This is a genomic window from Amycolatopsis pithecellobii (assembly GCF_009707865.1).
Taxonomy (GTDB): domain Bacteria; phylum Actinomycetota; class Actinomycetes; order Mycobacteriales; family Pseudonocardiaceae; genus Amycolatopsis_E; species Amycolatopsis_E pithecellobii.
Map to the genome: position 1 here is coordinate 35,338 of NZ_WMBA01000020.1, position 26,502 is coordinate 61,839.

The following is a 26,502-nucleotide window of genomic DNA, read 5'->3' on the forward strand; positions in this document are numbered from 1 at the left end:
GTGCGGTAGCGACCTGGAGTTGCGGTCCGGTCACCGGCCGACTACACCGCTGCCGCATGGGTGAACGCGTCGCCGGGCTCATCTCCGGCACCTCCATCGACGGTATCGACGTAGCGGTCGCCGACCTGCGGCTGGACGGCGGCGAAATCGTGCTGCGCCCGCTCGGCGCGCTCGAAGTTCCTTACCCCGCCCAGTTACCAATCCGGCTGCTGGACGCGTTGCCGCCCGCGAACACCAGCGCCGGAGAGCTCACCCGCCTCGACACCGGCGTCGGTCAGGCGTTCGCCGAGGCCGCCTGGCAGGCAATCGAACGCTTCGGCCCGGCCGATCTCATCGCGTCGCTTGGCCAGACCTTGTTCCATTGGGTCGAGGACGGCCGGGCTCGCGGCACTCTGCAACTCGGCCAGCCGGCGTGGATCGCGGAACGGACGGGCCTGCCCGTGGTGTCGGATCTGCGCGCCCGTGACATCGCGGCCGGCGGGCACGGCGCCCCGCTGGCCGGCATCCTCGACCGGTTGTGGTTGCGCGGTCTCGCCGAATCCTCCGGGCACCCCGCCGTCGCGCTGAACATCGGCGGCATCGCGAACGTCACGGTGGTCCAGCCGGACGGTGCTGCGATCGCCTATGACACCGGGCCCGGCAACGCGCTGCTCGATCTGGCGGCGCGGCGGGCCGGGCTGCGCTGCGACGTCGACGGAACTCTTGCCGCACAAGGGAAAGTTGACCACGAGCTGCTGAGGAGGTTGCTCGCCGAACCGTATTACGGCGCCGCACCACCGAAATCCACCGGCAAGGAACTGTTCCACAGCGGCTACCTCGACGGTATAGACCTGGAACTGACGGACCTGCTGGCGACGCTCACCGAACTGACCGCCCGGACCGTCGCCGCCGCCTGCGGAAACGCCAGGACGGTGGTCGCGTCCGGTGGTGGCGTGGAAAACCCGGCGCTCATGCGCGCCCTCGTGAGGAACCTTCCCGGCACCCGCCTTGTCACCAGCGATGAACTCGGCCTGCCACGCGCGGCGAAGGAGGCTTACCTGGCCGCGCTGCTCGGCTGGCTCACCTGGCACGGCCTGCCGGCGGACGGCGTCACCGGCGGCGGACCGCGCCTGCTGGGCAGCATCACGCCCGGCCGTGACCCACTGACGCTGCCGCCACCATCTACGGAAATCGTTACCCGGCTACGGGTGGCGGCCGTGACTCCGGAAGAGTAGGAGAGACGAATGCATCCGGTGGACCTGGTCATCATCGTCGTCTACCTCGCCGCCATGCCGGCCATCGGCGTGCTGGTCGGGCGCAGACAACGATCAGCGGCGGACTACTTCATCGGCGAGCGCAGCCTGCCTTGGTGGGCCGTGTGTTTCTCCATCGTCGCCACCGAGACGTCCACCCTGACCGTCATCAGTACCCCAGGGCTGATCTGGGCGGCGTCGGGCAACTACAACGGTTTCACCTATCTACAGCTGCCATTCGGCTACATCATCGGCCGGACGCTCGTGTCGTTCGTGTTGCTGCCGCGGTATTTCCAGGGCCAGCAGTCCACGGCCTACGCCTACCTCGGGGAACGCTTCGGCCCGACGATGCAGGGCGTGTCGAGTGTCGCGTTCATCGTCACCCGGCTGCTCGCCGAGGGCGTGCGGCTCTTCGCAGGCGCGATCCCGATCCAGGTGATCCTTTCCCACTACGGCCTGCACGTCCAGTACTGGCAGATCGTGGTGGTCCTGACCGCGCTGACCGTCGTCTACGCGCTCGTCGGCGGGATCAAGGCGGTCGTGTGGGTGGATGTCATCCAGCTGACCGTCTACGTCGGCGCCGCCATCGTCGCGGCGATCGTGCTCGCCACGAAACTGCCGTCCGGCTGGACTTCGCGTGCCTCGGATGCGGGCGTCTTCAAGGTGTTCGACTTCAACTTCGCCGGGCTGCACCTGCTGACAAGCCAGTACGCGTTCCTGACCGCTGTCGTCGGTGGCGCGATCTTCACGATGGCCTCGCACGGCTCCGATCAGCTGATCGTGCAACGGTTCCTGGCCTGCCGCAGCATTTCGGATGGGCGCAAGGCGTTGATCGGCAGCGGGATCGCGGTGACCATCCAATTCGGACTGTTCCTGCTCGTCGGCGCGATGTTGTGGGCCCACAACGGGTTCCGCAACCTCAAGGCGCTGGGCGTGAAGAGCAGTGACGACGTCTTCACCAATTTCATCACCAGCGAGCTGCCCGTCGGCGTGGCCGGGCTGCTGATCGCGGCGATCCTCGCCTCGACGATGGGTGCACTGGCCTCCGCGCTCAACGCACTCTCGAACTCGACCGTCGCCGATCTGTACCAGCGGTTCACCCGGCGCAAACCCGAGGACTCCAAGGTGTTGCGGCACGGTCGCATGTGGACACTCATATGGGCCGTGGTGTTCGCGGTGTTCGGCTCATTGTTCTCCAGCCGCAACAATCCGGTGATCGAACAGGGCCTGTCGATCACCGGCTACACCTACGGCGCGATGCTGGGCGCATTCTTCCTCGGCATGTGGATCACCCGGGCCCGGCAGCTGGACGCGATCATCGCGTTCGTGGTGACGGTCGCCGCGATGGCCGTCGTGGTGCTGTGGGTGAAGATCCCGCCCGCGCCCGGCGCGAAGCCGGTCGTGCTGGCCTTCCCCTGGTACACCCTGCTCGGGGTGCTCATTACGCTGGTCGTCGGCGGAGCGCTGTCGCTGCGTCATCGCACTCGTGACCCGCGAGTCGATCAGGAGGCAAGGGAACCGGAGCCGGTGTAGATGGACGCGAAGATCCTGCTCAGTACGGCCGAGGTGTGCGCCGGGTTCCTCTCCGGCCACCTCGACCGCGACTGGGCCGCGAAGGTACCCGACCTGGACATGACGGTCGCCGAGGTCGTCGCGCACACCGGGGACTGCATGCACTGGTACGCCTACGATCTCGCCGCCGGCCCCACGGAGCTGTCCACAATGGACATCAAGACGCGCCCGGAGTCGGCGCCCGCGGAGCTGCTCGTCACACTGGGCACCACGGCGAAGGTGCTGGCCGCGGTCCTGCACACGACGGCACCCGAGGCACGCGGTTTCCACCCGGCCGGTCTCGCCGACGTGTCGGGGTTCGCGGCGATGGCCGGTGACGAGCTGCTGGTCCACACCTACGACGCCGCGCTCGGCCTCGGCACCGGATTCGAGGCGCCGCCGCGGCTCGCGGCCGCCGTGCTGTACCGGCTGTTCCCGTGGGCGCCCACGGACACCGATCCCTGGCCGACCCTGTTGTGGGCCAACGGCCGCGCCCCGCTCGACGACCTGCCACGACTCACGAAGTGGCAGTGGCACTGCGCCCCACTGTCCGAATGGGACGGCAGCGTCCCGATCAGCTAGCGGCGTCCGGCGCCGAGAACGGCGCGTTGAGGTCGCCGGCCTCGTGGCCACCGGCCGGGTGCGGGTACTCGACCGGCTCGTCGTCGGTCTGGTGGCTGAACAGCGGCTGGTCGGCCGGGGTCGGTGCACTCATGGAACTCCTCTAGGAGACGGCCGGCGCGCGCAGTGGCGCACCGACGGCGTGCAGGTGGCTCAGTACCTGTGCATACGAGCCGACTGCGGTGGTCTGGTGGTACGGCAGGCCGAGCCGGGCGCAGAACTCGCGAACCAGTGGCTGAGCGTGCCGCAGGTTCGACCGCGGCATGCTCGGGAACAGGTGGTGCTCGATCTGGTAGTTCAGCCCGCCCAGGACGTAGTCGACGACCCGTCCACCGCGAACGTTACGGGATGTCAGCACCTGCTTGTGCAGGTGGTCGAACTTCCGCGCCGCGGTCAACGTCGGCATGCCCTTGTGATTGGGCGCGAACGAGCAACCCATGTAGACGCCCCACAGCCCTTGGTGCACCACGATGAACACGAGCGCCTGCAGCGGCGAGAGCACCAGGAACACCGCGGCCAGGTAGGCGGCGATGTGCCCGAAGATCAGCACGGATTCGAGCTTGTGGGCCTTGACCTCGCGGCGCACGACGGCACGAATACCCGAGTGGTGCAGGCTGAAACCTTCCAGGAGAAGCAGCGGAAAGAACAGATACGCCTGGTACTTCGCGATCCAGCGCAGCATGCCGCGCTTGCCCATGGCCTGCTCGGTGGTGAAGGCCAGTGCCGGGATGTCGAGGTCCGGATCGTCGTCCTCGTGGTTGGGGTTGGCGTGGTGCCGGTTGTGCTGGCCGACCCAGTTGCCGTAGCTCATCCCGACCAGCGCGCCGTGCAGGTGCCCGACGAAGTCGTTGGCCCGCTTGCCGCGGAAGATCTGCTTGTGCCCGGCGTCGTGGCCGATGAAGGCGAGTTGCGCGAAGACGACCGCGAAGAACGCCGCCGTCAGCAGGTTCCACCACGATGCTCCGATGAGGACGAACGCGACGCCGCCGACGGTGAGCAGCAGGCCGTTGAGGGCGAACTTCACGGCATAGTCGCCGGGGCGCCGCTTCAGCAGCCCCCGCTGGTTGATCAGGCGGGACAACCGCGTGAAGTCGCTGCCCGGCCGTGCGGGCGCGCTGGACGTGTCGATCACCAAAGCTGGTCACCAAGAACTTTCGTCGGGGTCCGGATAGCCGAAGGCTCCGCGAAGCGCGCTGGCGACACGACACGCAAAACAGGCGACTTTACGTGGAAACGCCCGGGCAACCGGAAAGGTTCCGCTGGCCGCGACGACCCCGGCCTCCTGCCAGTACTGGGTCATTCGTTACCGATCCGACAGCAGCCACGGCGGAAACGGGTGTCCACAAGCAGATCGGCTGCGGACCGTATCCGCCTACTTTCGGTCGGATCGGTAAAATCGAATCATGGACCGGGCAGCTGACCGCACGTTCGATCTCAGTCGCGGCCTCGAGGGATACGTGCGTGCTGTGGCCGACGCCCTCGACCTTCCCGCGGAGGGCACCAGCTTCGAGATCAGTGACACCGCCACCGCCTACCTGGCACTCCGCAGGGAGGCCCGGCACCCGGGCGAGGACCTGATGCTGGTGTGGAGCGAGCGCGACGGCTGGGCGCTCGCCGTGGAAACCGCCCCGTCCGCGGTGATCGCATACTTCGGCGAAGACCCGGTGCCGGAACCGCCGTTGGTGGCCCGTTTCGTGCGGGACGTGCTCGCGGGGCGCCGGCGGGAAGGGCACCGGCCGGCGTTCAGCACCGACGGCAACCGGCCCGGTCTGGCCGAACGGCTACTGCCCTACGTGTCCTAGCTCAGTCCACTGTGGACACTACTTCGACCTTGTCCTCGCGCAGCCGCTGGGAGATCACCTTGGTGATCCCGTCGCCCTGCATGCTGACGCCGTAGAGCGCGTCGGCGATCTCCATGGTCGGCTTCTGGTGCGTGATGATGATCAGCTGCGACGAGTCGCGCAGCTGCTCCAGCAGGCCGATCAGCCGCCGCATATTGGTGTCGTCCAGCGCGGCCTCGACCTCGTCCATGACATAGAACGGCGACGGCCGGGCGCGGAAGATGGCCACCAGCATGCCCACCGCGACCAGTGACTTCTCGCCACCGGACAACAGCGACAGCCGCTTGACCTTCTTGCCGGGCGGGCGGGCCTCGACATCGACGCCGGTCGCGAGCATGTCGCCCGGCTCGGTCAGCACCATGCGACCTTCGCCACCGGGGAACAGCACGGAGAACACGGTTTCGAACTCGCGCGCGACGTCGTGGTAGGCGGACGTGAAGACCTCGAGGATCTTGTCGTCCACCTCCTTGATCACCGTCAGCAGGTCCTTGCGCGTCGCCTTGAGATCCTCCAGCTGCGTGGACAGGAACTTGTAGCGTTCCTCCAGCGCGGCGAACTCCTCCAGCGCCAGCGGGTTGACCTTGCCGAGCATCGACAGGTCCTTCTCCGCGCGCTTGGCGCGGCGCTCCTGCGTGGCGCGGTCGTACGGGATCGGCGGCGGCGCGGTCACCGACTCGCCGCGCTCGCGCGCCTCTTCGTACTCGGCCATCTCCCCGGCGCCGGGCGGCACCGGAACGTCCGGCCCGTACTCGGAAACCAGGTCCTCCAGGCCGATGCCGAAGTCGTCGGAGATCTTGGTTTCCAGCTGTTCCAGCCGCAGCCGCTGCTCGGCGCGCAGCACCTCGTCCCGGTGCACGGCGTCGGTCAGTTTCTCCAGCTCACCGGCCAGCTCACGGACCCGGCTGCGGACCTGCGCGAGTGCCGTCTCCCGGCCCTGGCGCGCGGCCTGCACCTCGTCGCGCTCGGCTGCCGCGCGCTGCACCGACTGCTCGATGCGGTCCAGCGCGAACTCACCGGCGTCGACGACCGCGGCGGCGATGGCGGCACCTTTCGCCCGTGCCGCACGGGTTTTCTCCGCGCGCTCGCGCGCCTGCTGCTCGGCGTACGCGGCCCGGCGCAGCGACTCCGCGCGACCCGCGATGCTGCGGGCCCGCTCCTCCGCGGTGCGCAGTGACAGCCGCGCCTCGACCTCTTCCTGCCGGACGACCGCGAGCTGCTCGGCCATCTCGTCCCGTTCGCTGGTGTCCGGATCCTCGTCGACCGACTCCTCGGCGACCAGCGACAGCCGTTCCTCCAGTTCGGCGAGCTTTCCCACGGCCTCTTCGCGACTGGCCTCGACCTTCGCGCGCTGCTGGTGCAACCGGCTGACCTCGGCCTCCGCCGAACGGGCCGCCTGCTGCAGGCGGTTCAGCCGCTCCGAGGACCGCGCCTTGCGGACTTTGGCTTCGTTGAGCGCTTCCCGGGCCTCGGTCACGTCATCGGCACGCGCCTGCTGCTCGGCGCGAGCGCCGTCCAGCTCGGCGGCGGTGCGTTCGAGACCGCGTTCCGCGGCCAGCAACCGGTCCTGCGCCTCGTCGACCGCGGCCTGGACCTCGATCACGCTTTCACTGCGCGCGGAACCGCCGACCGCCCAGTGCGCACCGAAAACGTCGCCCTCGGTGGTCACCGTGCTGACCTCGGGATGCACGGCGACCAGCCGGCGCGCACCGTCCAAATCGGATACCACGGCGACGCGGTCCAGCGCGCGTTCCACCGCCGGCCGCAACACCTCCGGCGCGGCAACGACTTCACGCGCCCATCGGGCACCTTCAGGCAGCGAGGGCCAACCCGAAGTGTCCACTGTGTACTGTTGTCCGCCGAGCAACACGCCCGCCCGGCCGGAGTCGTTGTCCTTCAAGTACTTCAGCGCGGCGATCGCGCCTTCGCCGCCGTGCACCGCGACCGCGTCGGCGACCGGCCCCAGCGCGGCGGCGAGCGCGACTTCGAAACCCGGCTCCACGGTCAGCAACGCGGCGACGGAACCGAGCAGGCCCGGCAGCTGGTCCGAAGCGGACAGCAGTGCGCCCGCGCCGTCCTTGCGCCGCAAGCCCATCGACAGCGCGTCCACCCGCGCCTTCTCCGAGGCGATCTCCCGTTCCGTGGCGCGCTCGGCCTTGACCAGCTCGTCGACGCGCGCCTTCGCGGCAGCCGCCGCCTCGATCGCGCGGTCATGCCGGGCTTTCAGCTCCAGGTCGTCGGACTCCTCGATGCCGCCCTCGGCCTTGGCTTCTTCGAGTTCCTCGACCGCAATCTCGGCGCGCGCGGCGGCCTCGTCGATCGACGTGGTGAGCCGGTCGATCTCGTCGGAGGTGGCGCCGTTCTTGCTGCGTAAGGCTTCCACCTGGCCGGTCAGCTTCGCGATGCCCTCACGGCGGTCGGCGATCGCGCGGACGGCGGCCATATGCGCCTTTTCCGCGGCCTGCACCGCGTGTTCGAGCTGCTCGCGCCGCTGCACCGCCTCCGACAGCATCGCGCGAGCCTGCGTGACGGCCTCGTTGAGCTCCTCTTCGCGCTCGGCGACCTGTTCGGCCTCGGCGAGCAGCTCCTCGGGATCCCGTCCGGTCTGCTGGGTTTCGACGTCGGCGGACAGGTGTCGCTGCCGCTCGACGGCGAGCCGCACCGTGCCACGCAAGCGCTCGCCGAGGGCCGAAAGCTTGTACCAGGTGTCCTGCGTCGCGGCCAGCCGCGGCGCGTCCTCGGCCAGCAGTGCTTCGAGCTGGTTCTCCTCGGCGCTGACCATTTCCAGCGCCTGCTCGACCTCGGCGCGACGCGCCCTGGCCGTGGCCTCGTCCGCCTCTTCTTTGGCGATCGCGCCGCGCTGGGTGACGAGGTCGTCGGCGAGCAGGCGCAACCGCGCATCCCGCAGCTCGGCCTGGACGGTCTGCGCCTTGCGGGCGATCTCGGCCTGCTTGCCCAGCGGTTTGAGCTGGCGGCGCAGCTCCGCGGTCAGGTCACCGAGGCGGTCGAGGTTGCCCTGCATCGCGGTGAGCTTGCGCAGCGCCTTTTCCTTGCGCTTGCGGTGTTTCAGCACCCCCGCAGCCTCTTCGATGAAGGCGCGGCGCTCCTCGGGCTTGGACTCCAGGATCTGGCTCAGCTGGCCCTGCCCGACGATGACGTGCATCTCGCGGCCGATCCCGGAGTCCGACAGCAGTTCCTGGATGTCGAGCAGGCGGCACGAGCTCCCGTTGATCTCGTACTCGCTCGCGCCGTCGCGGAACATGCGCCGGGTGATGGAGACTTCGGAGTACTCGATGGGCAGCGCGCCGTCGGCGTTGTCAATGGTGAGCGTGACCTCGGCGCGGCCGAGCGGGGCGCGGCCGGAGGTGCCGGCGAAGATGACGTCCTCCATCTTGCCGCCGCGAAGATCCTTGGCGCCCTGCGTGCCCATCACCCAGCGCAACGCGTCGAGCACGTTCGACTTGCCCGAACCATTCGGCCCCACCACGCAGGTGATGCCGGGCTCGAACCGCAGCGTGGTGGCCGAGGCGAAGGACTTGAAGCCCTTCAACGTCAAGCTTTTCAGATGCACGTGGCGGGGACCCCTCCGGTGCTGCGAGCACTGCCAGATCTGGGCGAGTCTACCGAGGCGCCGTGGGCGATCGCGGGACGCACAGCTCGGTCCGGCGTGCCGCACCTCAGGCGTCACAACGAACTCAGCAGCCTCATTTTTCGTCGAATCCGTAGAGGCCACCCTGAGCCGATGACCAATGCTCCACGACCTGATCCACACTTCCGGGTGATGAATCGGACCTTAGTAGGGACAACAGCTGCTCACAGTGATCTTTCGGCCCCTCTGCGATGATCTCGACTCTGCCGTCCCGCAGATTCTCCGCGCTGCCGACCAGCCCGAGCTCAAGCGCACGGCAGCGGCACCACCAGCGGAAACCGACGCCCTGCACCCTGCCGCTCACCCACGCGGTGAGCCGCACCGCATTCTGTTCGGGATTCACGGCTCCCATGGTGCCGCACCCCGGATGACTGCGGACAGTCAACACTGCGCGCTAGACCGCATGCACACCGTGAACGGGCGGTGCTAACCTCCCGGTCGGGTCCACCCGCCCGGGCTGTTCCGCCCAGGCAACAAAGGCTGAATTCCCTCATCAAGGAGCCACCATGACCCAGTCAGGGTCACGTTCGGGTCAGCGCATCGCGGTCGCCCCACCCCGCGATCCCTCGTCGCGCGCGAAGCGCACCGGTTACGTGCTGCTCGCCGCCAGCGGCGTCGTGCTCGCCACGGCATTCGCCGGTATCGCGCAGCTGGCGACCCCGTCCACGAACGTCGCCTCCGATCTCAAGGGCGGCAACGCGAACTCTTCGTCCGGTCCGCAGGTGATCGAGGGCAGTGCGGTGCCGGGCACCATGACGGTGAGCGGCCCGGCCAAACCGGACCCGACGAAATCGCCGACCGCCGTGGTGTCGGTCGGCCCCGACGGCACGCCCGTGGTGACGATCTTGCCCGCGCCCGGCTCGAACGCGCAGCCGATCGTGCTGCCCCCGGGCACGCCGATCCCGCCCGGCACCTACATCCCGCCCGGCACGACGATTCCGCCGACGAACCCGACCAGTCCCCCGCGCGAGGACCCGCCGTCCTCGCCGCCGCCGCACTCGTCGACCACGCCGAAGCCGCCGTCATCGACGCCGCCCAGCTCGACGCCCCCGACCAGCTCGAGCTCGGCCACCCCGCCGTCCACCTCGTCGACGCAGAGCAGCACTCCCCCGGACAGCTCCACGTCGACCGGCAGTGGCAGCACAAGCCCCAGCGGAAACTGATTCCGCGAGCCAGCCCCGCGCGAGTTGAGCGTTGCGAGCGTGCGAGTTGAGCGTTGTGTGCGCGCGAGTTGAGCGTTGCATGCGCGCGAGTTGAGCGTTGCATGCGCGCGAGTTGAGCGTTGCATGCGCGCGAGTTGAGCGTTGCATGCGCGCGAGTTGAGCGTTGCATGCGCGCGAGTTGAGCGTTGCGTGCGAGTTGAGCGTTGCGAGCGCCGGGAACGCTCAACTCGCGCATCGGGAACGCTCAACTCGCGGGGTCAGAGTTCGAAGCGGTAGCCCATGCCGGGTTCGGTGAGCAGGTGCCGGGGCCGCGACGGTTCCTGTTCCAGTTTTCGGCGCAGCTGGGCCAGGTACACGCGCAGATAGTGGCTTTCGTTCTCATACGCCGGGCCCCAGACCTCACGCAGCAGCTGCTTCTGCGAAACCAGCCGCCCCCGGTTGCGGATCAGCAGTTCCAGCACGCCCCACTCGGTTTTCGTCAGGTGCACTTCCTGGCCGTCGCGTTCGGCTTTCTTCGCCGCGAGGTCCACAGTGAACGCTCCGGTCCGCACCACCGCATCCGCACCATCCATAGTGGACACCGAGGACCGGCGCACGGCGGCGCGCAGCCGGGCCAGCAATTCGTCCATCCCGAACGGTTTCGTCACGTAGTCGTCCGCGCCGGCGTCGAGCGCCTGCACCTTGTCCGGCGAGTCGCTGCGCGCGGAAAGCACGATGATCGGCACCGTCGTCCAGCCACGCAGGCCCGCGATGACCTCGTTGCCGTCCATGTCGGGCAACCCGAGATCCAGCACCACCACGTCGGGTTTCGTGTCCGCCACCGCACGCAGCGCCGCCGCGCCGTCATGCGCGGTGATCACCTTGTAACCGCGCGCGGTGAGGTTGATCCGCAACGCTCGCACGATCTGCGGCTCGTCATCCACCACGAGGACCGTCGCCGGTGTCATCGGCGCTGTCATCTCACCCGCTCCTCGATATCCACCAGCGGCACCACCTGTGGCGCCGCGTAGGCCCGCAGCGAGATCACCACGGTGAGTCCGCCGCCGGGCGTGTCCTCCGCCCTGATCGTGCCGTCCATCGCCTCCGTGAACCCCTTCGCCACGGACAAACCGAGCCCGATGCCGGGCGTGTTGTCCCGGTCTCCGAGCCGCTGGAACGGCGCGAACGCCGATTCTGCCGCACCTTTGCGCAACCCGCGCCCGTGATCGACGATGCGCAGCTCCACGTACTCCGCGTAGGTGCTGCCCCGGACCGACACGGGCTCGGCTACCCGGCCGTTCTTGCCGTGGCGCAGCGCGTTGTCGATCACGTTCGCCACGACGCGTTCGAGCAGCCCCGGATCGGCGAGTACCGCGGGCAGCCGTTCGTCCACATCGACCACCACCGAGTCCGAATTATCCACAGTGGACAGTGCGTGTGCGACCACCTCGTCGTACCCGACGGGCCGCGGTTGCGGGCGCACCGCGCCGGTCGCCAGCCGCGACGAGTCGAGCAGGTTGTCCACGAGCGCGGCGAGCCGGTCGGTCGATTCCTCCGCGGTGGCAAGGAGTTCCTCGGTGTCCTCAGGCGACAGTTCGATGTCGTGCGCGCGCAGGCTGCCGATCGAGGCCTTGATCGACGTGAGCGGAGTGCGCAGATCGTGCCCCAGCGCGGACAGCAACGCCGTCCGCAGCTCGGTTGCCTCGGCCTTGCGCTCGGCACGTGCGGTCGCCGCCGCCATTCGCTGCTGCCGCAACGCAAGCAGCGCCTGCCCGGCCGCCGCCTCCAGCACTCGCCGGTCTTCGGCGGGAAGGGCCCGGCCGCGCAACGTCAGATGCACGTCGGGAGTCACCGGGACGTCGATATCGGCCTCGTCGGGTTCACCACACGGATTGGGCCCGCATTCTTCGACCCTGCGCCATTCACCGTCCTGTTTTTCCAGCAGGCTCACCGATTCCAGTCCGAAGTTCTCACGTACCTTCTCCAGCAGCCTCGGCAACGGCGCGGTGTTCGTGAGCACCGTACGCGCGTACGAAGCCAGCAACGATGCCTCGGTCCTGGCCTCCGCCGCCTGTTTCGCGAGCCGCGCCGCCGTGTCCACCACCAGCGCGACGAGCACGCCCACCACGACCATCGCGACCAGCGTGATGACATTGCTCTGGGCATGCACGGTCAGCGTGTAGAGCGGCTCGGTGAAGAAGAAGTTGAGCAGCCCGGCCGAAAGCAGCGCGGCCACGAGCGCCGGTCCGAGCCCGCCGACCAGCGCGACCACGACGGTGGCCAGGAAGTAGTCGACGATGTCCGTGGACAAGTCGAGCTGACCACGCAGCAGCACCCCGATGACCGTGGCGAGGCCGGGCACCAGCGCCGACAGCGCCCAGCCGAGGGCGCGGCGCGACGGCTTCAGCGGGCTCCGTCGCGGTAGCAACCTCCGCAACCGGCCACCGGCTTCCTCGTGCGTGACCATGTGCACGTCGATCGCACCGGAGCGCTGCACCACGGTCGCCCCGATCCCCTCGTCGAACAGCCGCGCCAGGCGTGACCGGCGCGAGGTGCCGACCACCAGCTGAGTCGCGTTGACCCCGCGCGCGAACTCCAGCAGCGCCGTCGGCACGTCGTCGCCGACGACGGTGTGGAAGGTGGCGCCGAGCTGCTCGGCGAGCTTGCGGTAGCGCCCCATTTCGGCGGGCCCGAGCCCGGACAACCCGTCACCGCGCAACACGTGCAGCACCAGCAGTTCCGCCCCGGCGCGCGCGGCGATGCGGCTCGCTCGTCGGATCAGTGTCTCGCTTTCCGGCCCGCCGGTGATCGACACGACGACCCGCTCGCGGGTCTCCCAGGTGTCGGTGATGTGCTGCTGCTGCCGGTACCGCTGCAACGCGACGTCCACCTGATCGGCCACCCACAGCAGCGCCAGCTCGCGCAACGCGGTGAGGTTGCCGGGCCGGAAGTAGTTGCCGAGTGCGGCGTCGATCCGTTCGGCGGGATAGACGTTGCCGTGCGCAAGCCTGCGCCGCAGCGCCTCGGGCGTGATGTCCACCAGCTCCACCTGCTCGGCCTTGCGCACGACCTCGTCGGGCACGGTTTCCTGTTGCGGCACGCCGGTGATCTTCTCCACCACGTCGTTGAGACTCTGCAGATGCTGGACGTTCACAGTGGACAGCACGTCGATCCCGGCGTCGAGCAGCTCCAGCACATCCTGCCAGCGCTTTTCGTTGCGAGAACCGGGAATGTTGGTGTGCGCGAGCTCGTCGACGACCGCGACCTCCGGCCGCCGCGCGAGCACGGCGTCCACGTCCATCTCGGTGAACTCATGACCGCGGTACTCACCGCGTCGGCGGGGCACGATCTCCAGCCCCTCCACCAGCTCCGCGGTCTTCTTGCGACCGTGCGTCTCCACGATGCCGACGACCACATCGGTACCACGTTCCTTGCGGCGCCAGGCCTCACCGAGCACGGCGTAGGTCTTTCCCACGCCAGGAGCCGCACCGAGGTAGATGCGCAACTCTCCCCGGCGCGGCTTGTCCTGCTGTCCGTCCACCTTCTCAGTGTGCTCTCGCGGCGGCCACGGCCACATTCAGTTCGAGGACGTTCACACCCGGGATACCGATCCCGTAGCCGGTCGTGTTCTCCTCGACCAGCTGGCTCACGAACGCCTCGGGCAACCCCGTGTTCCGCGCGACCCGCGCGATCTGGAGGTCGGCGTACGCGACGCTGATCGTCGGGTCGAGGCCCGACGCCGAAGCCGTCACCGCGTCCGCGGGCACCGCGCCCGGCGCGACGCCTTCCCGCTGCGCGATGGCATCCTTGCGCTCCTGGATCTGCCCCACCAGCTTGTCGCTGAACCCGCCGAGGTTCGACGCGCCGGAGGCGGGCAGGCTCGCCGCCGACGGCCGGGTGTGGAAGTACGGGTCACGGGCGGGGTCGGCGGGCACCGGGTCGATCCCGATCAGTGACGAACCCACGGCCTGCCCGTGCACCGTGACGACCGAGCCCTCGGCCTTCGCTTGCAGGCCCGGGACCCGGGACACCACCCAGATTCCGAGCGGATAGAGCACCCCGAGCAGCACGGTGAACACGAGCAGCACCCTGAGCCCGGCCATTGTTTGCTTGAGCATCACAGTTCACATTCCCGGAATGAGGCGGACCAGCAGGTCCACCAGCCAGATGCCGAGGAACGGCGCGACAATCCCACCGACACCGTAGATCAGCAGATTTCGCCGCAGCAGCGCCGAAGCGCTCGACGGCTTGTACCGCACACCGCGCAGCGCCAGCGGAATCAGGGCCACGATGACCAGGGCGTTGAAGATCACCGCCGACAGGATCGCCGACCGCGGCGAGTGCAGCTGCATGATGTTGAGCACGCTCAGCTGCGGGTAGATCGCGACGAACATGGCCGGCAGGATCGCGAAGTACTTCGCGAGATCGTTGGCCACGCTGAACGTGGTCAGCGCGCCGCGGGTGATCAGCAACTGCTTGCCGATCTCCACGATCTCGATCAGCTTCGTCGGGTTCGAGTCGAGATCGACCATGTTCCCGGCTTCCTTGGCCGCCGAGGTGCCGGTGTTCATCGCGACCCCGACGTCCGACGCGGCCAGCGCGGGCGCGTCGTTCGTGCCGTCGCCGGTCATCGCGACGAGCCTGCCGCCCTCCTGCTCCTTGTGGATCAAGGCCATCTTGTCCTCGGGCTTGGCCTCGGCGAGGTAGTCGTCGACACCGGCGTCCGCCGCGATGGCCTTCGCGGTGAGCGGGTTGTCCCCGGTGATCATCACCGTGCGGATGCCCATCTTGCGCAACTCGGCAAACCGCTCGCGCATGCCCGGTTTGACCACATCGGACAGCCGGATCACGCCACGCACGAACGCGCGCCCGCGGACGAGTTCGGCCACCACGAGCGGAGTTCCGCCCTGCTGGCCGATTTCGTCGGCCGCCCGCTCGGTCTGGTCCGGGAAATCCCCGCCGTGTTCGCGCACCCAGTCCCGCACCGCACCGGTCGCGCCCTTGCGGATCTCGCGGTCACCGATGTTGATCCCGCTCATCCGGGTCTGCGCGGTGAACGGGACGAACTCGCCACCGGGCTCGGCGCTCGCCGGGCCGGTCAGCTCGATGATGCTGCGTCCTTCCGGGGTGCCGTCCGCGAGGCTGGACAACCGTGCGGCCTCGACCATCTCGTCCATAGTGGACTGTCCAACCGGGATCAGCTCGGTCGCCTTGCGATTGCCGAAGGTGATGGTGCCGGTCTTGTCCAGCAGCAGCGTCGACACGTCGCCCGCCGCCTCGACCGCGCGACCACTCGTGGCGAGCACGTTGCGCTGCACCAGCCGGTCCATGCCCGCGATGCCGATCGCCGACAGCAACGCGCCGATCGTCGTGGGGATGAGACACACCAGCAGTGCGGTCAGCACGATCACCGACTGCTCGCTGCCGGAGTAGCGTGCCATCGGTTGCAGCGCCACGACGGCGAGCAGGAAGATGATCGTCAGCGTGGACAGCAGGATGGTGAGCGCGATCTCGTTCGGGGTCTTCTGCCGGGAAGCACCTTCCACCAACGCGATCATGCGGTCCACAAAGGACTCACCGGGCTTGGTGGTGATCTTCACGATGATCCGGTCGGACAGCACCGTGGTGCCACCGGTGACGGCCGAGCGGTCCCCGCCGGACTCCCGGATCACCGGGGCCGACTCACCCGTGATGGCGGATTCGTCGACGGTCGCGATGCCCTCGACGACATCGCCGTCACCCGGGATCAGCTCGCCCGCCTCGACGATCACGAGGTCACCGACCTTGAGCTCGACTCCGGGCACCGGCTCCTCACCACCGGAAGCGGTCACCCGGCGGGCGACGGTCTCCTTTTTGGTGCGGCGCAAGGATTCCGCCTGCGCCTTGCCACGCCCCTCGGCGACCGCCTCCGCCAGGTTCGCGAACACCACGGTGAACCACAGCCACAACGCGATACCGATCGAGAACACACTCGGCTCGCCGATCGCGTACACCGTGGTCAGCACCGAACCGACCCAGACCACGAACATCACGGGATTGCGCAACTGGTGCCGGGGGTTGAGCTTGCGCAATGCGTCCGGGACCGACGTCAGCAGCTGGCGCGGCCGGAACGCGCCCGCCCCGACCCGGTGGTCCTCCACCGGGGTTTCGATCCTGGGTTTTTCTTCGGTGACGGTCATGCCAGAGCCTCCGCAAAGGGGCCGAGCGCGAGCGCCGGGATGAACGTCAGCGCCGCGACGAGAACGATGGTGCCGGCCAGCAGCGAGCCGAACAGCGGCCCGGTGGTGGGCAGGGTGCCTTCGTTTTCCGGAACCCTCTTCTGCTGCGCGAGCGCACCGGCGAGGCACAGCGTGGCCACGATCGGCACGAACCGGCCGAGCAGCATCGCGACGCCGAGCGTCGACTGGAACCAGTTGCTGGTCACGGTGATCCCGGCGAACGCGCTGCCGTTGTTGTTACCGGCCGAGGCATAGGCGTAGAGCAGTTCCGAAAGTCCGTGCGCGCCATTGTTGTTGAGCGCCGAGGACGTGTCGGGCATCAGCAATGCCGCGCCGGTGCCCAACAGGACCACGGTCGGCATCGCGAGGATCGAGATCGCCGCCGCGGTCACCTCGCGCCTGCCCAGCTTCTTGCCCAGGTATTCGGGCGTGCGCCCGACCATCAGGCCGGCGAGGAACATCGCGATGATCGCCACCACGAGAATTCCGTACAGGCCGGTGCCGACCCCGCCCGGAGTCACCTCGCCGAGCAGGATGTTCAGCAACGGTCCGCCGCCACCGAGACCGGTGAAGCTGTCGTGCATCGAGTTCACCGCGCCGGTCGAGGTCCCGGTGGTGCTCGTGGCGAACAGCGAGGACGCGGAAAGGCCGAACCGCTGTTCCTTGCCTTCCAGGTTCGCGCCCGCGAGCAGCGCGGCGGGACCGTTCGGGTGCGTCTCGGCGAGCCACACCCACGCCAGCACCGCAGCCCAGATGCCACCCATGACCGACACCAGCACGTAGCCCTGCTTGCGATTGCCGACCATCGTGCCGAATGTGCGGGTCAGGCACACCGGGATCACCAGCAGCAGGAAGATCTCGATGAGATTGGTCCAGATGTTCGGGTTCTCGAACGGGTGCGCGGAGTTGGCGTTGAAGATGCCGCCACCGTTGGTCCCGAGTTCCTTGATGGCTTCCTGGCTCGCCGTCGGCGCGAGCGCTATCTGTCCACTGGGGACGTCCACACCGGACTTGAGGCTCTGCGTCACGCCGAGTGCGATCAGCACAAGCGCGAACAAGGCCGACATCGGCAGCAGGACCCGGATCGTGCCACGGGTGAGATCGACCCAGAAGTTCCCGAGCCGGTCGGTCTGGCGGCGGACGAACCCGCGCACGAGCGCGATCGCCACCGCGAGCCCGACCGCCGCGGACAAGAAGTTCTGCACGGTCAGCCCGGCCATCTGCACGGTGTCACCCAGCACCGACTCCGGCACATAGGACTGCCAGTTCGTGTTGGTGACGAAGCTGACCGCCGTGTTGAACGCCATGCCGGGGCTCACCGCACCGCGGCCGAAGCTCAGCGGCAGCACGGATTGCAGGCGCTGCAACAGATACAGCAGCACGACCGACACGAACGAGAAACCGAGTACACCCATGGCATAGGTCGGCCAGCGCTGTTCGACATCCGGTTTGACCCGGAACAGCTTGTACATGCCCCGTTCGATCGCCAGGTGCTTCTCGGACGTGAACACCCTGGCCAGGTAGTCGCCGAGCGGTTTGTAGACCACCGCGAGGGCGACGAGGAGGATGCCGACCTGGATGAAGCCGGCAGCGAGGTCGCTCATCTCAAAACTTCTCCGGCCTGATCAACGCGATGAAGAGATAGCCGATCAATCCCAGTGCCAGCACGCCACCCACGACGTTGGCCACCACGCCGGTCCCCGTCACAGTTTCTCCAGTCCGCGCAGGGTCAATGCGAGCGCCGCGAACACGGCGATCAGCAACACGGCGTACAGCAAGTCCGCCACTTCGCACCTCTTTCAGCGGGTCACCCGGATGGCGACCGCCCCGGGCAACACTGTGCGACCCCGGGCTGCGCCCGGTGAGCTGCGCTGACGGTGTCTTGACGCGCGTTTCCTGCGCATTTACGCCTTCTTGACGCCTCGTGAGACCTCCCACACCCACCGTTAACACAACCGCACAGATCCGACAATTCGCGCAGACACCGAGGGCGCTTCTGTGTTACTACTGCGTTACGCATAGTTGCAGTCACTAAGCAAACTGGGAGGCAGTGGCACATGTGCGGTATCACGGGCTGGGTTTCGTTCGACGCGGATCTCACCCAGGAACGCCAAGTTCTCGACGCGATGACGGCGACGATGGCCTGCCGTGGCCCCGATGACGAGGGCACGTGGCTCGCGCCGCACGCGGCTCTCGGGCACCGCCGCCTCGCGATCATCGACCTGCCGGGTGGCCACCAGCCGATGTCGGTGCGCACCCCGGCAGGCGAGGTGGTCATGGTCTACAGCGGGGAGGCCTACAACTTCACCGAACTGCGCGAACAGCTGACTGGTCTGGGCCACTCGTTCGAGACCGACAGCGACACGGAAGTCGTGCTGCACGGCTATCTCGAATGGGGCGAAGCCGTCGCAGACCACCTCAACGGCATGTACGCGTTCGCGATCTGGGACGCCCGCGACGAGAAGCTCGTCATGATCCGCGACCGGATGGGCATCAAGCCGTTCTACTACTACCCCACCCGCGACGGGGTGCTGTTCGGCTCGGAACCCAAGGCGATCCTCGCGAACCCGTTGGCGCGCAAGGTGGTCGACGCCGACGGGCTGCGCGAGCTGTTCGCGTTCACCAAGACGCCCGGCTGGTCGCTGTGGAAGGGGATGTACGAGGTCGAGCCGGGCACGATCATCCGCGTCGACGCCTCGGGCACGCACCACCGCACGTACTGGAAGCTCGACGCGGTCCCGCACACCGACGACCAGGAAACCACCGTCGCCCGCGTGCGTGAGCTGATGACCGACATCGTGCACCGGCAGCTCGTCGCGGACGTGCCGCGCTGCGTGCTGCTGTCCGGCGGGCTCGACTCCAGTGCTGTCACCGGTCTCGCCGCCGCGCGCCTGGCCGAACAGGGCGAGCAGTTGCGTACGTTCTCCGTGGATTTCTTCGGGCAAGAGGAGAACTTCCAGCCCGACGAGATGCGTGACACCCCGGACTCGCCGTACATCCGCGACGTCGCGAAGCTGGTCGGCTCGTCCCACCAGGACGTCATGCTCGACCCGGTCGCGCTGAGCGATCCGGCGGTGCGCCGCGCGGTCGTCACGGCTCGCGACATCCCGGCCGGCTTCGGCGACATGGACACGTCGTTGTACCTGCTGTTCAAGGCGATCCGCGGCGAGTCGACGGTCGCGCTGTCCGGTGAGTCGGCCGACGAGGTGTTCGGCGGCTACCGCTGGTTCCACGACGAGACCGCACGCAACGCCGACACGTTCCCGTGGCTGGCGTTCCAGAACCCCTTGACCGATCGCAGCAACCTGTTGCGGAAGGATGTCACGAACCTGCTCGACCTGGACCGTTACGTCGCCGACCAGTACCAGACCGCCGTGGCCGGGGTCGAGCACGTCGAGGGCGCGAGCGAGTTCGAGCGGCGGATGCGGACCGTCTGCAACCTGCACCTGACCCGGTTCGTGCGGATGTTGCTGGACCGCAAGGACCGCGCGTCGATGGCCGTCGGGCTCGAAGTACGCGTGCCGTTCTGCGACCACCGGCTCGTCGAGTACGTCTACAACACGCCGTGGTCGCTGAAATCCTTTGACGGCAGGGAAAAGAGCCTGCTGCGGCATGCCACGAAACACGTGCTGCCACAGTCCGTTGCGGAGCGGGTGAAAAGCCCCTATCCGTCCACACAGGACCCCAACTACGCGAAGGAGTTGCAGCGGCAGGCGAAGGAGGTGCTCGCCGAGCGCGACAGCCCGGTGTTCACGTTGATCGATCGCACCTGGCTGGCCGGTGCTGTCGAGATGGAGCACGGCTCGATCACGCCGTTGGTCCGGCAGGGGCTGGACCGGACGCTCGACCTGCACCACTGGTTCGACATCTACCGCCCCGAGATCGAGCTAGCCTGACGCGGCACACCTGAAAATTCGCTGTGAAATTCCGGCATAAGGCACAAGCGGCGCGGGGTATGCGTTGAGGAGGGTAGAGAGGTGAGAGACATGACGACAGCGTTCACGCAGACCGCGTTCAGCAACGCCCCCGCGAACCCGCAGCTGCCGACGCTGCCCACCGGGTGGCCGATCGGGTCCTACGACTCGTACGAGCAGGCCCAGCGGGCGGTGGACCACCTTGCCGATGCCGACTTCCCGGTGGCCGACGTGACGATCGTCGGTATTGAGCCGATGCTCGTGGAGCGTGTCGCGGGGAAGCTCAGCTGGGGCCGGGTGCTTCGCAACGCCGCGATGTCCGGTGCCTGGTTCGGTTTGTTCGTCGGGCTGCTGCTGAGCATGTTCAGCACCGGTGCCGGGCTGCTGCCGATCCTCATCGGGCTGGTCGCGGGTGTCGCGTTCAGCATGGTGTTCGCCGCAGCCGGGTACGGCGCGAGCCGTGGCCGCCGGGACTTCGTTTCGCACAGCCAGCTGGTGGCGCGCCGGTACGACGTGCTGAGCCAGCCGCATAACGCCGAGCGCGGCCGGGAGCTACTGGCCAACCTGGCGGCACGCACGGGTTTGAACAGCTGATCTTGCCTGGGAAAGGGCCTCGCGTTCGCGCGGGGCCCTTTCCTCATGTGTCCACAGTGGTCAGTTGCGCCGCGGACGGACCTGGCAGCGCGGGCAGAAGTAGGAGGACCGGTTCATGAACGGCTCGCGGCGGATCGGGGTGCCACAGCGGGGGCAGGGCTGGTCAGCCTTGCCGTAGACGTTGAGCGAGCGTTCGAAGTAGCCGGACTGGCCGTTTACGTTGACATACAAGGCATCGAAGGACGTGCCGCCCGCGTTGAGTGCCTCGGCCATGACCTCGGTCGCGGCTTCGAGCAGCTTCGAGCCTTGCGCGTTGGTCAGTTTTTCGGTCGGCCGGGACCAGTGGAGGCGGGCGCGCCAAAGGGCTTCGTCGGCGTAGATGTTGCCGACGCCGGATACCAGGGTCTGGTCCAGCAGCGCACGCTTCACCTCGGTGCGGCGTGACCGCAGCGCGCGCACGGCCTGCCGCGGGTCGAACGCGGGGTCCATCGGGTCACGGCCGATGTGCGCGATCGGCGCCGGGAGGAGTTCGGGGCCGGCGAGATCGGCCAAGGCCAGCCCGCCGAACGTGCGCTGGTCGACGAACCGGAGTTCGGGCCCGCCATCGTCGAAGCGGACCCGCACGCGGAGGTGCTTCTCGTCGGGTGTGCCTTCGGGCTGGACGAGCATCTGCCCGCTCATGCCGAGATGCGCGAGAATGGCTTCCTTGTCGGACAATTCGAGCCACAGATACTTACCCCGCCGCCGCGCGGCTTCGACGCGAGCCCCGGCGAGGCGGCCGGTGAAGTCCTCCGGCCCGAGCTCGTGCCGCCGGATCGCCCGCGGATGCAGCACGTCCACCCGCGCAATGACGCGCCCGGCCACATGCGCCTGCAACCCGGCGCGGACCACCTCGACCTCGGGAAGTTCCGGCACAGCTCCAGGTTACTGTTCGCGATACCCTTGACCAGAAGAGGAGGTGGCCCCGTGAGCATCGCCCTCGAGCCTGCTACCGGCTGGTCAGCACTGTTTCAGGCCTGGCAGACGCTTGATGCGCCGGACGGCTGGAAAGCCGAGATCGCCGACGAGGCCTTGCGCCTCACCCCACCTCCCGCGGACGCGCACCACAACATCGCCGATCTTGTCAGCAGGATGTTGATCATGGGGTTGGGCGAAGAACGGGGTATCTACCAGCGTCGCGGTTTGCGCATTCCGGAACTCGCCAGCTTGTACGTGCCGGATCTCCTGGTGATGCCGCGGGACACGCCTCGCGAGCAGCACGGGACGGTTCTGGCCGAACACACCTTGCTGGTCGTCGAGATCACCTCACCGGGCAACGCGGACTACGACCGTCGCAACAAGCTCGCGGCCTACGCGTACGGGCGAGTTCCGGTGTACCTGCTGATCGACGATCACGCACCGGAGGGCGCACGCTGCATCGTCTACGCCGAACCTGCAAAGGGTGAGTACCGCAAAACCACGATCACGCCGTTCGGCGAGAAGGTCGAGATTCCCGAGCCGATCGGGCTCGAACTGGATACCAGCCGCTTCGGCTAGTTCTCGTCCTGTTTGAGTTCTTCGTTCAGCGAGCGCCAGGCGGTTTCCGCGGCCTTCTGCTCAGCTTCCTTCTTCGTGGTGCCGTCACCGTGGCCCAGGTCCCGGCCGGCGATGAGCACCGTCGCGCTGAACTCCTTGCGGTGGTCCGGACCGGTGTCTTCGACCTTGTACTCGGGCACCCCCAGACCCGCCGACGCGGTCAGCTCCTGCAGGCTCGTCTTCCAGTCCAGCCCGGCCCCGCGCAGCGGCGCCTCCGCCAGTAACGGGTCGAACAGCCGGTGCACCAGCGCGCGCCCCGCCTCGATGCCCTGTGCCAGGTACACCGCGCCGATCATGGCTTCGAGGCCGTCGGCCAGAATGCTCGCCTTGTCCCGCCCGCCGGTGAGCTCCTCGCCCTTGCCCAGCAGCAGATGTGCACCGAGCCCGCCTTCGCCGAGGCCGCGGGCGACACCGGCCAGCGCGTGCATGTTCACCACGCTGGCCCGCAGTTTCGCGAGCTGCCCCTCGGGGAGATCGGGATGCGCGTTGTACAGGTGATCAGTGACCACGAGCCCCAGCACGGCATCGCCGAGGAACTCAAGCCGCTCGTTCGGCGGCAACCCACCGTTCTCGTAGGCGTACGAACGGTGCGTCAACGCAAGATAAAGCAGCTCGGCGTCCAGATCGACGCCGAGCGCTTCGAGCAAGGGCGCAGGGTCGGTCACCGGCCTTCCCGGCTTCGGCTTACCCCCCATCTCGGTCAGCCTCAGGCGGGCTCGACAACCTGCCGACCGTCGTACTGGCCGCAGGTCGGGCAGGCCACGTGCTGCGGCTTCAGCTGCCGGCAGGCACGGTTCGAGCAGGCCACCAGCTGCACCGGGGCCGCTTTCCACGACGACCGGCGGGTGCGCGTGTTGGCTCGCGACATCTTCCGCTTCGGGACGGCCACGACTACATCTCCTCGTCAAGGTTCTCAGCCCGCTGGTGCGAGCCTGCTTACTGGCTGGGCGAGCTGGTGCTCGTCAGGCTTCCTGGTCGGGACCCGCAGCCGGAGCATCACCGAAACGCTCGACCAGCGCGGCCCACCGAGGATCTATGGTCTCATGCCCGTGTCCGGGCTCGAGATCGGCCCACTTCGCACCACAGTCCGGGCACAACCCGGGGCAGTCCTCGCGGCACAACGGCACCTGCGGCAGCGCGAGCACCAGCGCGTCACGGACCACCGGCTCCAGGTCGATCCGGTCGTCGATCAGGCGGCTGACCTCGTCTTCTTCGGTGGTGGCCTCGGTGGTCGAGTCCGGGTAGGCGAACAGTTCGGTCAGGTGGATCTCGGTGTCACCCTCGATGGGGTCGAGGCAGCGCGAGCATTCGCCGGTGGTGTGCGCGGTGGCGGTACCGGTGACCAGCACACCCTCCACAACGGACTCCAGCAGCAGGTCGAGCTCGATCTCGGACCCCTCGGGCACGACGATCACGCCGGGAAAGCCGAGCGAGGCTCCGACCGGGACATCTCGGCGCACATCGCGGCTCAGGCCGGCGCGACGCCCCAGCTCACGGGTGTCGACCACCCAGGGATTGCGGGTGTCGAGGGAACTGTGTTCGTCAGACATTTTGGGTGCACTCGGATCGTCGATGAGGCGGACAGCCTCACCAGCCTACCGGCCCTTACGGCTGGAAGTCGTAGAGCGGGCTTCGCTGCCCGGCACCGGGCGGGGTGCGCAGGTGGTTGCGGCCGGAATCGACCGTGCGCAGCGTGGTCGACAACAGTTCCGAGAACTCGGCGAGTTTGCCGTCCACATAGGCGTCGCACTCACTGCGCTGGCGATCGGCCTCGACATGCGCCTCGTCGACGATGCGGGCCGATTCCGCGTGCGCGGCCTGCACGACCTCGGTCTGCGAAACCAGCCGGGCCTGCTCGTGCCGCCCGTCCTCGATCGCCCGCTCGTACGCGGCGCGACCGGCTTCGATCATGCGTTCCGACTCGGCCCGCGAACGTTCCACCAGATTCTGGTACTCGGCCTGCCCGCCGGCGACCATTCGCTCGGCCTCGGCGTGCGCATCGGCCATGATCTGCTCCGCCCGTGCCCGTGCGTCTTCGAGCAACCGCTGGGCCTCCTCGGTCGCCTCGCTTACGGTGGTGTCCGCCTCGGCGCGGGCGCCGTTGACCATCGCATCGGATTCCGCACGGGCCTTGTCGATCAGCTCGTCGCGCTTGTCCAGCACGTCCTGGGCGTCGTCCACCTCGCGGGGCAGCGCGTCCCGGACATCGTCGAGAAGTTCGAGGACGTCACCGCGTGGCACCACGCAGCTCGACGTCATCGGCACTCCACGTGCCTCTTCCACGATCGTGACGAGCTCGTCGAGAGCCTCGAACACCCGGTACACGGCAACTCCTTGACTAGCCCTTCCCCGCTGGCTCGCTCCAGTCTGCCGGGTCAGCGGGGAAGACGCCCGGAAGCGGCCTCCGGCGTGTCAGCGACGCGGAGCGTCTCCGTGAGGGGTGGTGGTCGGGCTGACGGGTGGGGGTGTCAAGAGGATCAAGAGGATCAAGAGGATCAAGAGGAAACGTCGACCAGGTCGAAACTCGCGTAGTGGTCGGAGGTGTAGAAGTACTCGCCGCCCTCGCCGGTGATGATGCGGCGGGCGCCGCGGTCGTCACTGCCGGGTGTCTCCACCGTGTACTCGTGGTAGTAGCCGCTCGCACAGCCGGGCAGCAGGCCTTCGCGGTTCTGGAAGACCGTGCCGTCCTGCGGGTACGGGTACGGCCCGCCCTGCTGGATCTCGTCGTAGGTGTCCGTCGCCTCGGGCGGCAGCGAGCTGAGCGCGACGACGGTGAAGCCGGAGGTGTCCCCGCACTCGGCCTGCGCGACGACGGCCGGGACGGCGACCGACGCCTGCGCCGGCACGGCGAGCCCCAGTCCGGTGAACAGCGTGATCGCCAGCGCGAGAAGGCCGGTGAGCAACCGTTTGTTGGTCATTTTCGGACCGTAGCCGGATGAGGTGGCCCCGCTGGAAAACTCCCGACGAACGAACTCAGCCGTTCAGGTTACGTTCGGCCACTTTCGCCGTGAGGCGCTCGAACACCACGCCCGGCACGAGGTTCTTCACGTCCCCGCCGTAGTTCGCGATCTCCTTGACCAGCGAGCTCGACACGAACCCGTACTGCGGGTTGTTCGACATCAGCAGCGTCTCGACCCCGGACAGCTCGCGGTTCATCTGTGCCATCTGCAGCTCGTAGTCGAAATCGCTGACCGAGCGCAGCCCCTTGGCGATCGCGCCGATCCCATGGTTCCGGCAGTAGTCGACGAGCAGGCCGTGCCACGAGTCGACGCGCACGTTGGGCAGCCCGCGGGTGATCTCGGTGAGCATTTCGAGCCGCTCGTCGATCGTGAACAGGCCCTTCTTGCTTTTGTTGATCAACACGGCGACCACGACCTCATCGAACAACTTCGAGGAGCGCTCGATGATGTCCAGATGGCCGTTCGTCACGGGATCGTAGGAACCGGGGCAGACCGCTCGCACCATGGCGCGGACGTTACCCGGTGCTCACCCGCCGCTGCGCGGGGAAGTGACGAACTCCGCCCAGTGCAACGCCGTGTCCCCGTGGCGCATCGTCCGCACCGGGGCGAAACCCGCCGGCCAGCCGGGTTCGCCGTCCCGTTTGGCCCGCTCGACGATCACCAGCCCGTCGTCGGCGATCCAGCCCCCGGCGGCGAGTGCGGCCAGCATCGCGCCGAGCCGGACGGCGTCCACCGCGTACGGAGGGTCGGCCAGTACCAGGTCGAACGGCTGGTCGGCGGGCTGGGCCAGCACGCTCTCCACCTGGCCGGCCCGCACCTGCCCGCCGAGGGCGAGTTCCGCCACATTGCCGCGCAGGACCTGCAGGGCGCGGCGATCGGACTCGACGAACAGCGCGTCCCGGGCACCACGGGACAGCGCCTCGAGACCCAGCGCACCCGAGCCGGCGTAAAGGTCCAGCACCCGGGCGCCGTCCAGCTCACCGGCCGATTCCAGCGCGTTGAACAGGGACTCACGCACCCGCTCCGAGGTGGGCCGTGTCCCTTGCGGCGGTACCTTGAGCCGCCTCCCGCCCGCGCGCCCCGCGACGATCCTGGTCACAGCTGGCATTTTCGGCCATCTTCACCACCGCCGTTTTGGCCGGGACTTGGTGAACCGTTCGGACGGCACGCGTAGAGTCGTTCTTCCTGTTGCCGGCGAGTGAGCTGTA

27 protein-coding genes are annotated in these 26,502 nt (G+C 68.1%); 7 read left to right on the top strand and 20 right to left on the bottom strand.

Annotation, left to right across the window (positions count from 1 at the left end; genetic code table 11):
* Positions 1 to 56 precede the first annotated feature (56 nt).
* Genes GKO32_RS15290 through GKO32_RS15300 form a run of 3 tightly spaced genes read left to right on the top strand, consistent with a single transcriptional unit; the run spans position 57 to position 3,365 of the window.
* Positions 57 to 1,214, top strand: a complete 1,158-nt coding sequence (locus tag GKO32_RS15290) for an anhydro-N-acetylmuramic acid kinase (RefSeq protein ID WP_154757528.1) — start codon at positions 57 to 59, stop codon at positions 1,212 to 1,214.
* Between the two features lie 9 nt (positions 1,215 to 1,223).
* The gene (locus GKO32_RS15295) at positions 1,224 to 2,765 is read left to right on the top strand and encodes a sodium:solute symporter (protein ID WP_154757529.1); all 1,542 of its coding nucleotides are present in this window, start codon (positions 1,224 to 1,226) and stop codon (positions 2,763 to 2,765) included.
* Positions 2,766 to 3,365, top strand: a complete 600-nt coding sequence (locus GKO32_RS15300; protein ID WP_154757530.1) for a maleylpyruvate isomerase N-terminal domain-containing protein — start codon at positions 2,766 to 2,768, stop codon at positions 3,363 to 3,365. It begins immediately after the preceding gene.
* Here the strand turns inward: GKO32_RS15300 and GKO32_RS15305 are convergent.
* Complete coding sequence (locus GKO32_RS15305) at positions 3,358 to 3,498, bottom strand: hypothetical protein (RefSeq protein WP_154757531.1); 141 nt, start codon at positions 3,496 to 3,498, stop codon at positions 3,358 to 3,360. The two genes, GKO32_RS15300 and GKO32_RS15305, sit on opposite strands and share 8 nt — an antisense overlap.
* Before the next feature lie 9 nt (positions 3,499 to 3,507).
* Positions 3,508 to 4,536: a fatty acid desaturase family protein gene (locus GKO32_RS15310; RefSeq protein WP_312867958.1), complete on the bottom strand. Its 1,029-nt coding sequence runs from the start codon at positions 4,534 to 4,536 to the stop codon at positions 3,508 to 3,510.
* Positions 4,537 to 4,807: 271 nt separating this feature from the next.
* On the opposite strand from GKO32_RS15310, the gene GKO32_RS15315 reads away from it, so the two are divergent.
* Positions 4,808 to 5,206: a DUF6292 family protein gene (locus GKO32_RS15315; protein ID WP_154757533.1), complete on the top strand. Its 399-nt coding sequence runs from the start codon at positions 4,808 to 4,810 to the stop codon at positions 5,204 to 5,206.
* 1 nt (position 5,207) lies between these two features.
* Here the strand turns inward: GKO32_RS15315 and smc are convergent, their stop codons facing one another.
* The 10 genes from smc to kdpF form a co-directional block, all read right to left on the bottom strand.
* Positions 5,208 to 8,813, bottom strand: coding sequence for a chromosome segregation protein SMC (gene smc / locus GKO32_RS15320; protein WP_312867959.1), 3,606 nt, complete (start codon positions 8,811 to 8,813; stop codon positions 5,208 to 5,210).
* A gap of 133 nt (positions 8,814 to 8,946) precedes the next feature.
* A complete protein-coding gene (locus GKO32_RS15325) occupies positions 8,947 to 9,243 on the bottom strand; it encodes an acylphosphatase (RefSeq protein ID WP_154757534.1) in 297 nt (98 codons plus the stop codon).
* 237 nt (positions 9,244 to 9,480) lie between these two features.
* On the bottom strand, positions 9,481 to 9,804 hold the full coding sequence (locus tag GKO32_RS15330; RefSeq protein WP_154757535.1) for a hypothetical protein: 324 nt from the start codon (positions 9,802 to 9,804) through the stop codon (positions 9,481 to 9,483).
* Complete coding sequence (locus GKO32_RS15335) at positions 9,805 to 10,035, bottom strand: hypothetical protein (protein WP_312867960.1); 231 nt, start codon at positions 10,033 to 10,035, stop codon at positions 9,805 to 9,807. It lies immediately after the preceding gene.
* Positions 10,036 to 10,311: 276 nt separating this feature from the next.
* A complete protein-coding gene (locus tag GKO32_RS15340) occupies positions 10,312 to 11,013 on the bottom strand; it encodes a response regulator (protein WP_246243799.1) in 702 nt (233 codons plus the stop codon).
* Complete coding sequence (locus GKO32_RS15345) at positions 11,010 to 13,574, bottom strand: sensor histidine kinase (RefSeq protein ID WP_376765962.1); 2,565 nt, start codon at positions 13,572 to 13,574, stop codon at positions 11,010 to 11,012. The genes GKO32_RS15340 and GKO32_RS15345 overlap by 4 nt, the downstream gene beginning before the upstream one ends.
* Before the next feature lie 4 nt (positions 13,575 to 13,578).
* On the bottom strand, positions 13,579 to 14,151 hold the full coding sequence (locus GKO32_RS15350) for a potassium-transporting ATPase subunit C (RefSeq protein ID WP_154757537.1): 573 nt from the start codon (positions 14,149 to 14,151) through the stop codon (positions 13,579 to 13,581).
* Positions 14,152 to 14,157: 6 nt separating this feature from the next.
* Positions 14,158 to 16,212, bottom strand: coding sequence for a potassium-transporting ATPase subunit KdpB (kdpB, locus tag GKO32_RS15355; protein WP_154757538.1), 2,055 nt, complete (start codon positions 16,210 to 16,212; stop codon positions 14,158 to 14,160).
* Positions 16,209 to 17,855, bottom strand: a complete 1,647-nt coding sequence (gene kdpA / locus GKO32_RS15360; RefSeq protein ID WP_154757539.1) for a potassium-transporting ATPase subunit KdpA — start codon at positions 17,853 to 17,855, stop codon at positions 16,209 to 16,211. Before kdpA ends, kdpB begins: the two co-directional genes overlap by 4 nt.
* Position 17,856: 1 nt before the next feature.
* On the bottom strand, positions 17,857 to 17,958 hold the full coding sequence (kdpF, locus tag GKO32_RS39065) for a K(+)-transporting ATPase subunit F (RefSeq protein ID WP_312867961.1): 102 nt from the start codon (positions 17,956 to 17,958) through the stop codon (positions 17,857 to 17,859).
* 350 nt (positions 17,959 to 18,308) lie between these two features.
* Here kdpF and asnB point away from each other — a divergent pair, with 350 nt between their 5' ends.
* Both asnB and GKO32_RS15375 read left to right on the top strand, forming a co-directional pair.
* Positions 18,309 to 20,147, top strand: coding sequence for an asparagine synthase (glutamine-hydrolyzing) (gene asnB / locus GKO32_RS15370; protein WP_154757540.1), 1,839 nt, complete (start codon positions 18,309 to 18,311; stop codon positions 20,145 to 20,147).
* Between the two features lie 90 nt (positions 20,148 to 20,237).
* Positions 20,238 to 20,759 carry a YflT domain-containing protein gene (locus GKO32_RS15375; protein ID WP_154757541.1) on the top strand — a complete coding sequence of 174 codons (522 nt, stop codon included), beginning with the start codon at positions 20,238 to 20,240 and terminating at the stop codon, positions 20,757 to 20,759.
* A gap of 60 nt (positions 20,760 to 20,819) precedes the next feature.
* Here the strand turns inward: GKO32_RS15375 and mutM are convergent, their stop codons facing one another.
* Positions 20,820 to 21,674 (bottom strand): bifunctional DNA-formamidopyrimidine glycosylase/DNA-(apurinic or apyrimidinic site) lyase, encoded by an 855-nt coding sequence (gene mutM, locus GKO32_RS15380; RefSeq protein WP_312867962.1) that lies wholly within the window; start codon positions 21,672 to 21,674, stop codon positions 20,820 to 20,822.
* Between the two features lie 51 nt (positions 21,675 to 21,725).
* On the opposite strand from mutM, the gene GKO32_RS15385 reads away from it, so the two are divergent.
* Complete coding sequence (locus GKO32_RS15385; RefSeq protein ID WP_166459570.1) at positions 21,726 to 22,295, top strand: Uma2 family endonuclease; 570 nt, start codon at positions 21,726 to 21,728, stop codon at positions 22,293 to 22,295.
* Here the strand turns inward: GKO32_RS15385 and rnc are convergent.
* The 7 genes from rnc to rsmD all read right to left on the bottom strand — a co-directional run bounded on the left by rnc (position 22,292) and on the right by rsmD (position 26,393).
* A complete protein-coding gene (gene rnc / locus GKO32_RS15390) occupies positions 22,292 to 23,029 on the bottom strand; it encodes a ribonuclease III (RefSeq protein ID WP_154757543.1) in 738 nt (245 codons plus the stop codon). The genes GKO32_RS15385 and rnc overlap by 4 nt on opposite strands.
* An 11-nt stretch (positions 23,030 to 23,040) precedes the next feature.
* Positions 23,041 to 23,223 (bottom strand): 50S ribosomal protein L32, encoded by a 183-nt coding sequence (gene rpmF, locus GKO32_RS15395; RefSeq protein ID WP_312867963.1) that lies wholly within the window; start codon positions 23,221 to 23,223, stop codon positions 23,041 to 23,043.
* 73 nt (positions 23,224 to 23,296) lie between these two features.
* Complete coding sequence (locus GKO32_RS15400; protein ID WP_154757544.1) at positions 23,297 to 23,884, bottom strand: YceD family protein; 588 nt, start codon at positions 23,882 to 23,884, stop codon at positions 23,297 to 23,299.
* A 55-nt stretch (positions 23,885 to 23,939) separates the two neighbouring features.
* Positions 23,940 to 24,659 carry a F0F1 ATP synthase subunit B gene (locus tag GKO32_RS15405; protein ID WP_312867964.1) on the bottom strand — a complete coding sequence of 240 codons (720 nt, stop codon included), beginning with the start codon at positions 24,657 to 24,659 and terminating at the stop codon, positions 23,940 to 23,942.
* A gap of 170 nt (positions 24,660 to 24,829) precedes the next feature.
* Positions 24,830 to 25,252 carry a guanyl-specific ribonuclease gene (locus GKO32_RS15410; RefSeq protein WP_154757546.1) on the bottom strand — a complete coding sequence of 141 codons (423 nt, stop codon included), beginning with the start codon at positions 25,250 to 25,252 and terminating at the stop codon, positions 24,830 to 24,832.
* A gap of 55 nt (positions 25,253 to 25,307) precedes the next feature.
* Positions 25,308 to 25,799: a pantetheine-phosphate adenylyltransferase gene (gene coaD / locus GKO32_RS15415; protein WP_154757547.1), complete on the bottom strand. Its 492-nt coding sequence runs from the start codon at positions 25,797 to 25,799 to the stop codon at positions 25,308 to 25,310.
* 21 nt (positions 25,800 to 25,820) lie between these two features.
* Positions 25,821 to 26,393: a 16S rRNA (guanine(966)-N(2))-methyltransferase RsmD gene (gene rsmD, locus GKO32_RS15420; RefSeq protein ID WP_312867965.1), complete on the bottom strand. Its 573-nt coding sequence runs from the start codon at positions 26,391 to 26,393 to the stop codon at positions 25,821 to 25,823.
* Positions 26,394 to 26,502 lie beyond the last annotated feature (109 nt).